The organism is Desulfobacula sp. (assembly GCF_030611305.1).
Classification (GTDB): Bacteria; Desulfobacterota; Desulfobacteria; order Desulfobacterales; family Desulfobacteraceae; genus Desulfobacula.
In genome coordinates this window covers 41,332-50,355 of sequence record NZ_JAUWQB010000018.1, presented here as the reverse complement: position 1 = coordinate 50,355, position 9,024 = coordinate 41,332, and the positions used below count along the sequence as shown (strand labels likewise).

At 38.1% G+C, this 9,024-nt stretch carries 5 protein-coding genes; 1 reads left to right on the top strand and 4 read right to left on the bottom strand.

What is annotated here, in order from left to right; all coding sequences use genetic code 11:
• Positions 1 to 177: 177 nt before the first annotated feature.
• The 4 genes from gyrB to rdgC form a co-directional block, all read right to left on the bottom strand.
• The gene (gyrB, locus tag QAI40_RS05385; protein WP_299979205.1) at positions 178 to 2,601 is read right to left on the bottom strand and encodes a DNA topoisomerase (ATP-hydrolyzing) subunit B; all 2,424 of its coding nucleotides are present in this window, start codon (positions 2,599 to 2,601) and stop codon (positions 178 to 180) included.
• A 14-nt stretch (positions 2,602 to 2,615) separates the two neighbouring features.
• Positions 2,616 to 3,737: a DNA polymerase III subunit beta gene (dnaN, locus tag QAI40_RS05380; RefSeq protein ID WP_299979202.1), complete on the bottom strand. Its 1,122-nt coding sequence runs from the start codon at positions 3,735 to 3,737 to the stop codon at positions 2,616 to 2,618.
• Positions 3,738 to 4,016: 279 nt separating this feature from the next.
• The gene (locus tag QAI40_RS05375) at positions 4,017 to 4,550 is read right to left on the bottom strand and encodes a hypothetical protein (RefSeq protein WP_299979200.1); all 534 of its coding nucleotides are present in this window, start codon (positions 4,548 to 4,550) and stop codon (positions 4,017 to 4,019) included.
• A 5-nt stretch (positions 4,551 to 4,555) separates the two neighbouring features.
• Positions 4,556 to 5,170: a recombination-associated protein RdgC gene (gene rdgC, locus QAI40_RS05370; RefSeq protein ID WP_299979197.1), complete on the bottom strand. Its 615-nt coding sequence runs from the start codon at positions 5,168 to 5,170 to the stop codon at positions 4,556 to 4,558.
• Positions 5,171 to 5,417: 247 nt separating this feature from the next.
• Between rdgC and nifJ the strand changes: the two genes are divergently transcribed.
• Complete coding sequence (gene nifJ / locus QAI40_RS05365; protein WP_304511469.1) at positions 5,418 to 8,936, top strand: pyruvate:ferredoxin (flavodoxin) oxidoreductase; 3,519 nt, start codon at positions 5,418 to 5,420, stop codon at positions 8,934 to 8,936.
• Positions 8,937 to 9,024 lie beyond the last annotated feature (88 nt).

Here is a 9,024-nt window from a genome sequence, read left to right as displayed (position 1 = left end):
GTTCATACTTGAATGGTAGCACGCCTTGTGTCATATTTATTTCACCCCGTTGATGATAGTTTTTTGGTTGCACAAATATTCTATCTGCTTGAGCCATCAAGCGCAACGGGGTTTTTTATTTTTTTTGATGGTGAATTGGGGGATCTGTTCACCAGCCTTTTATTTTAAACAACTCTATCAATAATCGAGCGAAGAGACCTCAAGGGCATGCTTTTGAATAAAGTTTCTTCTGGGTTCCACTTCCTCACCCATCAGAAGGGTGAAAATTTCATCGGCTTTTTCAGCATCTTCAATCTCCACCTGAAGCATATTTCTTTTTTCAGGATTCATGGTGGTTTCCCAGAGCTGGTCTGCATTCATTTCACCCAGACCCTTGTAACGCTGGGTATTGATACCTTTTTTAGCTTCTGACATGACAAACTCAAACAGGCTGTTGGTATCATCAAAAAGATACTCTTTTTTTGTCAGTGCATCTGATTGCTTGGCAGATATAGAAAAAGGCGGTTTATCAAAGTGTCTGATTTTTTCATATCCCTTTAACATTCTTTTGTAATCACCGGTGGCCAGAATTTCTCTGCCAACCCTCAAAAGAAGCTGTTTTTCTTCTTTCTCATATATATCCATTTCAAAGATGTTTCTTTCCGGGTCATACTCTATTTCACCAAAGGCATATCCATTCTTTCCAAGATCTTCTGAAAGGGAAAGAAAATTTTGCTTTTCCTCAAGAAAAAATTTATCTTTCACTCCGTTTTTAATCAGGGTAAGTAAAAGATTTGTGTCCATATCTCTTTTCTTTAACAGATTCACTGCATTATAATAATTAGACAAATCGATTAAAAAAGAATAAAACTCATCTTCTAAAAGCGGTTCTTTGTTTCTGTTTAGAAAAATATCTTTCTGCCCGGCAACTCTCTTTACCAGGTAATTGGAATACTCTTCTTCGTTTTTCAGGTAGACTCCGCTTTTTCTTGAACCCACCCTGAAAAGAGGCGGCTGGGCAATATATAGATATCCTTTTGAAACCAGATCCGGCATCTGCCTGTAAAAAAAGGTTAACAACAGGGTCCTGATATGAGATCCGTCAACATCCGCATCCGTCATAATCACAACTTTATGATATCTGATTTTTTCAATATCATACTCTTCGCTGCCAACACCGGTTCCAAGAACCGTAATAATGTTTTTAATTTCATCACTTCGCAGAATTTTATCAAACCTGGCCTTTTCAACATTTAAAATTTTTCCCTTAAGGGGAAGTATGGCCTGGAAGCGTCTGTCTCTTCCCTGTTTGGCACTGCCACCTGCAGAGTCTCCCTCCACGAGAAATAATTCTCTTTCAGCAGGGTCTGCATACTGGCATTCGGCAAGTTTTCCCGGTAAGGATGAATCCATCAGAGTCCCTTTTTTTCTGGCAAGTTCCCTGGCTCTTTTGGCGGCATCCCTGGCCCTTGCCGCATCAACAGCCTTGCCAATAATTTTCCTTGCGACAGTCGGATTTTCCTCGAGATAATGGCCCAATTTTTTATTGAGAAGGGATTCAACAATCCCTTTAACTTCATTGTTCCCAAGCTTTGTTTTTGTCTGACCCTCAAACTGGGGCTCCATCAGTTTCACGGATATAATAACAGCAAGGCCTTCTCTCATATCATCACCGCCGATTTTAATATTCTGCATGTTTTTAGGCAGATTGTTTGATCCCGAAGAAATATAAGAGTTCACTGTACGGGTTAATGCACCTTTAAAACCTGACACATGAAATCCGCCTTCAATGGTCTTGATATTGTTGGCAAATGAATAGAGTTTTTCCTTAAATGTATCATTATATTGAATAGCTACTTCAACCTGTACATCCTTTTTAGTCCCTTCAATATGAATGGGATCATGCAAAACTGTGCAGGACCGGTTCAGATACTCAACAAAAGAAACGATTCCGCCCTCATAATAAAAATCCTCTTTTTCAGCAGACCGTTCATCTTCGATAATAATTCTGACACCTTTGTTTAAAAAGGCAAGCTCTCTCATTCTCCGGGTAAGGGTCTCGTACACAAATTCATTCTCGTTCATGATTTCAAAATCAGGGCTGAATGTAATCTTTGTTCCCCGTTTATCCGTATCCCCTTTAATGGCCAGTTCGGTCAGCACCTTTCCTTTGGAATAAGACTGATAATAAATTTTTCCATTTTTATAGACTTCCATTTCAAGGAGCTGGGAAAGGGCATTTACAACGGAAATTCCCACCCCGTGCAACCCGCCGGATACTTTATAGGAGTCTTTGTCAAACTTTCCCCCGGCATGGAGTTTGGTCATAACCACTTCACATGCCGGTATGTGTTCTGTTTCATGCATTTCAACAGGAATCCCGCGACCATTATCTTCCACACTCACACGCATGTCCGGATGAATGGTCACAATGATCCGGTCGCAATGTCCTGCCATAGCCTCATCAATACTATTATCCACCACTTCATAAACCAGGTGGTGAAGGCCTTGAAGATCAATGTTTCCTATATACATAGATGGTCTTTTCCGTACGGCTTCGAGACCTTCAAGTACTTTTATACTATTCGCACTATACTCTTTGCTTGTTTTATTTTTATTCACGCGTGACCTCTATGTTATGATATATGCATCGCCATTATTACACAAACAAGTTTATCATCATCAAGACCTTTAATAATACAAGGACTTTTACTGTCTTTAATATTTATAACAACCATGTTTTCTTCAAAAAGACTTAGGGCTTCTATAAAATATCTCGGATTAAAGGCACTTTTAATTTCTTCGTCGGAAAATGAGATCATCATCTGCTCTTTTGATTCGCCTATTTCAGGATTGGTAATAGTAACCAAAAGCTCATTGTTCTTGAAATTTAAAATCACGCTTTTGTAATCATCAGAGGTTAAAATAGATACCCGCTTCATAAGGGTTGAAAACATAATTTTGTCCATTTCAATGGGAATCATGTTTTCGTGATTTATCACGGGTTTATAATCAGGATACTCTCCTTCAAGAAGTTTGATCATGATGGATTCATTTTTATTTTGAAAAATAAAGTGGTTGTTTTTAACTCCCACTTTTATACCACCTTTACTGCTGTCGATGAATTTGCTCAATTCAGACAACCCTTTTTTAGGAATAATCACACTTTCATCCGGTAACAAGAGTTCTCCTTTGAACTCTGTATCATAACAATGAAGCCGTCTTGAATCCGTTGATACTATTCTTAATCTTTCGCCAGCATCTGTTGATATTTTTTCAATCAGGGATCCTATAACATAAATCCGTTTTTCTTCACCTGAATAATTCACAATAGAGGCTACATCAACCATCTTTTTCAGATCTGTGGAATTAATTTCAATAAATTCTATATTTTCTATGATCGGTGTCTCAGGAAAATTTTCATAATCAGAAGATACAATATGAAAAATACTGTCTCCTTTTCCAATTTCAACCCATCTGTTTTCTATTTCATTAATAAAAATTTTATTTTCCGGGTATTCTCTGATAATTTCAAAAAATTTTTTCGAATTAATAGATAAAACACCTTCTGTTTCCACCTGGGCCTCATAGGTCCCAAGAAAAATGGTTTCCAGATCATTGGCTGTGATAGTGATTCCAGATCCCATTGCTTTGATAAGAATATCAGATGTAATGGCTAAATTGGTTTTTCTTCCTGTTAATCCCTGAATTTTTGAAAGAACGTCCAGAATATCTTTTTTGTCAAACGAAAATTTCATTTAAATATCCTTTTTTAAAATTATACATCCCTCAATATTTATATCAAATTATTTGATTTATCAATTATTAAATAAAGGTGAGTTTATTAATTAAATACTTAGTAAAAAATAATAATAACAATAAAGGGTGTTTAAATGTTCAAAACGTTATAACTATTTAAAGTTATAATATATATTTTTTAATAACTATTTATACTTATGTTTGTTCTTCAATAAAAACTTAGCAATTTTATCTCTTTATTTTATAGTGTTCAAAACTACCCGGTTTTTAAAATTTTATTAAAATGACCCAATCCAGTTTTTAACATCTTGTAATCCTTTACTATTCCAATCATCTGCCGTTCTTTGTTCAAGATAATTTAAAAAAAGAATGTCAATAACTTCGAAAATTTTAAAACAAAAGAAAGCTTTTTCCAATACCAAACCTTCAATTTCATCTTCTTTTTTAGACAGTTCTGTTTTTGGGGTTTTAAGACCGGTAATATTAAAACTTTCCCCCTTTATAGTAAATTTATACTCATCTTTATTAATTTTAAAAATCAGGTTAATCTGGGTAACCCACGCACCTTTTTTCAATGCGGTGGTTCCTTCTTCAAGACCCGCCTGATCCCCTTTTATGGTAATTTTTTCCTTTGATTTATCCCCTAATTTATTTTCAAGGACAATTGAATTACCAACTTCAAGAGTGACAACATCTTTTGTCTTTAAAAGGGATGATATATTCCGATTGGTTTCAATTAAAAACCAGATCCAGGTTAAAAAGTCATTTCCAAGAAATTTATATTTATTATAACCAGTTGCAATATCAAGCATAAAAATTACCTCGAATATTTTAAAGGGGCAAGCGTTAATACCCTGTCTTTTTGAGGGTTTGAAAAAGTTGATTGGGTTTCAACAATGGTATAGGGAAACAGTCTTACGGGTTTTAAATTAAATGATTTTAAAAACAGGGTTTCAAAAAACTCATTGGCTGCTTTCTGTGTGGTATAAAGGTATAAATTTTTTTCTTCATAATCCCAGAGGACATCATATATATTGGGAATGGCTGGAACTTTATGCATTAAAATATCTATAACTATTTCTTTTATTTCTGATTTTTCATTTTTAGAAATAAAATCTCTTCCTGATTTTCCCTTCTTTTTTTCAATTTCAAGGGCCATATATTTTTGAATTAATTTGGCCGGGATCGATTTTTTATCAATTCTCAAAGAAAAAAGAAAATAAGTTCCAAACAAAAAGGAAAATTTATCAAAATCAGGATTATAAGGACTTTCAACCGGTGCCCAGCCTGCTGAAATTTCATCATATTCACTTTCTATTTTTGGGATGGAATGTTTTATTAGACCATTTCGCACTTCTTCTGTTATAGAGCCCTCAATTTTTCCATCAATATGATACCGGCTGACAGAATGTGTTGAAGAGATTAATCCCATACCTTTATCCTTGTTATAAATAGTTATTTTTATTAAAAAAATATATTAGTCGCACCGGGCCTTTTTATCACAGTTTAATGAAAAAAAACAGAACTCTTCTTTTAATTATTGTGTATTGACACATTTTACACGATATCTTAAGTTGTCGAGTTTCTTTAATTATTTACTTATTCAGCCAGTTATTGTATGGGTTAAAGGCTATATTGGAATTTTAATTATTTTCATATTTATAAATGAGGTAAAAACTATGAAAAAGAGAACGCAGACTATTGACGGAAATACAGCCGCAACCCATGTGGCCTATGCCATGAGTGAAGTTGCAGCCATATATCCGATTACGCCTTCAAGCCCCTTGGGTGAAATCGCAGACAGCTGGGCGTCAAAAGGCAGAAAAAACATATTCGGCCAGGTATTGAATATTAAACAGATGCAGTCTGAAGCAGGTGCGGCAGGAACGGTTCACGGTTCTCTTGCAGCAGGAGCTCTTACGTCAAGCTTTACAGCATCCCAGGGTCTTTTACTCAAGATACCTAATATGTATAAAATCGCAGGAGAGCTTCTTCCCTGTGTTTTTCATGTGACTGCCCGCTCTATTTCCGGCCATGCACTATCCATTTTTGGTGATCATCAGGATGTCATGGCTGCCCGTCAGACAGGCTTTGCCATATTGTCGTCCAATTCGGTCCAGGAGGCTCAGGATCTTGCTTTAGTTGCTCATCTCGCAACCATGGAAGCCCGGGTGCCTTTTATGCATTTTTATGAGGGGTTTAGAACTTCCCATGAAATCCAGAAGATAGAAATGATTGAATATGAAGATATGGCATCTCTGTTTAATTATGATGCCTATAAAGCATTTAAAAACCGCGCCATAAACCCGGAACACCCTGATACAAGAGGAACGGCCCAAAACCCGGATATTTTTTTCCAGGGCAGGGAAGCTGCCAACTCATACTATTTAAAACTTCCAGCCATTGTGAACGACTACATGAAAAAAGTCAGCAATCTGACCGGACGGGAATATAATTTGTTTGATTATGTGGGAGACCCTGAAGCTGACAGGGTGATTGTCGCCATGGGCTCCGGCTGTGAAGCCATAGAAGAATCCATTAACCAGCTTAATACTCAAGGCGAAAGACTCGGGCTTGTAAAAGTTCGTCTTTACAGACCTTTTGATACCCAGAGTTTTTTGAGGGCTATTCCGTCAACAGTTGAGACCCTTACTGTGCTTGACAGGACCAAGGAACCCGGTGCTATTGGCGACCCCCTTTACACAGATGTATGCACGGCATTTATGGAATATGGTGAAAGCCCTAAAATAGTTGGCGGCAGATATGGTCTGTCTTCCAAAGAATTTAACCCGAATATGATTAAGGCTGTTTATGACAACATGAAATCCATCCACCCGAAAAATCATTTTACAGTGGGTATTGTTGATGATGTAACCCACACATCCCTTGAAGTAAAAACAGGTTTTAACCCGGCACCTGAAGGAACCATTGCTTCTAAATTCTGGGGCCTTGGTGCTGACGGAACCGTTGGTGCAAACCAGAGTGCTATCGCTATTATCGGCGATAACACCGATAAATATGCCCAAGGGTACTTTGCCTATGATTCAAAAAAATCAGGGGGGCTGACCGTATCCCATTTAAGATTTGGTGATGTGCCCATCAAATCAACTTACATGATTGACCATCCTGATTTTGTGGCCTGTCATAAATCCAACTATGTAGAGATTTATGATGTCCTAAAGGGAATTAAAGAAGGGGGAACCTTTCTTTTGAACTCATCCTGGTCTGTTGAAGATATGGAAGAATCAATTCCCGGTGATGTCAGAAAAACCATTTATGATAAAAAGATCAAGTTTTTTAATATTGATGCCGTTAAAATTGCCGGTGAAGTGGGCTTAGGCGGTCGGATCAACATGATCATGCAGACTTGCTTTTTTAACCTTGCCAATGTTCTTCCGGTTGAAAAAGCAATCGGCCTTTTAAAGGAAGACATAAAAGCCAAGTTCGGTAAAAAAGGTGAAAAAATTGTTTCAATGAATATTGAAGCCGTTGATAAAACCCTTGATAATCTGATTGAAATTGAGATTCCTGAATTCTGGAAAGATGGTGTAAGAAAAGAAAAGCTTGTTGAAAAGACCACCCCGTTTGTGGATAATGTCATGAAAAAAATTAATGCTCAGGGCGGAGACGATCTTCCGGTCAGTGCATTTTCACCGGATGGTATTTTTGAACAGGGAACCTCCCAGTATGAAAAAAGAGGGGTTGCTATTAATGTTCCGGAATGGATTCCTGAAAATTGTATTCAGTGCAACCAGTGTGCCTTTGTCTGTCCTCATGCAGCAATTATCCCGATTGTTACTACAAAAGAGGAACTTGGTAATGCCCCTGAAAACTTTGTTGCTGTTGATGGTAAAGGCAAGGGTATGGAAGAGTATCAATTCAGAATTCAGGTAAATCCATTAGATTGTCTGGGCTGTGGAAACTGTGCAGATATTTGTCCTTCCAAAATCCCTGCCCTTGAGATGAAACCTCTGGCCGGCCAGCTTGAAGGCCAGCTTGAAAATTATAAATTTTCCAAAACCATTCCATTTAAAACCGATATCCTTAAAAGGGGAACTGTTAAGGGAAGTCAGCTTTATCAGCCTCTTCTTGAGTTCTCCGGCGCATGTGCAGGCTGTGGTGAAACACCCTATGCAAAACTATTGACACAGCTTTTTGGTGAAAGAATGACCATTGCCAATGCCACCGGATGCTCCTCAATCTGGGGCGGTTCCGCTCCTGCAACACCATACTGCACAAACGCAGATGGGGCAGGTCCGGCATATGCAAGTTCTTTGTTTGAAGATGCAGCAGAATTCGGGTATGGCATGATGCTGGCCACCAATACCAGGAAAAAAGCTCTGGCATCAAAGGTTGAACAGGCCCTTGAAACCGATATATCCTCAGAACTAAAAGATGCATTAAACGGCTGGCTTGCAGGGAAAGATGATGCAGAAGAATCCAAAAAATTTAGCTTTGCATTAAAAACCCTGTTAAAAGATGAAACCCATGGCATCTTAAAAGAAATCTATGATGAAAAAGATATATTTGTGAAAAAATCCCACTGGGTCTTTGGTGGTGACGGCTATGCCTATGATATTGGATTTGGTGGCCTGGATCATGTCCTTGCATCCGGAGACGATATTAATATCCTGGTTATGGATACAGAAGTCTATTCCAATACGGGCGGTCAGTCTTCCAAGGCAACACCGACCGGTGCCATTGCAAAATATGCCGCGTCGGGCAAAAAAATGGTTAAAAAAGACATGGGCCGCATGATCATGAGTTACGGATATGTCTATGTGGCATCCATCTCCATGGGGGCAAACAAGAATCAGACCATGAAAGCCTTCCTTGAAGCGGAAAGATATCCCGGACCATCCTTAATTATCTGTTATGCCCCATGTATTAACCAGGGTATCAGAAAAGGCATGGGTAAATCACAGCTTGAAGGAAAACTCGCGGTTGAATCCGGTTACTGGCCATTATACAGGTATAACCCTGAATTGGTCAAAGAAGGAAAAAATCCGTTTATTCTTGATTCAAAAGCTCCCGACGGAACTTTGCAGGAATTTCTTGGCGGTGAAACCAGGTTTGCTGCTCTTGAAAAGAGCTTCCCCGAAGAATCAAAACGGCTGAGAGCTAAAATAGAAGGAGAAGTGACGGATAAATACACCGTGCTTAAGATGATGGCTGATGCTGGTAAAGAAGAAAAATAACGCTTTAAGCAGATAAAAATTATGCAGAAAGGGTCGGGAACTAAATTTCCGGCCCTTTACTAAAAATGTTTGTTGGTATGTGGTGCTA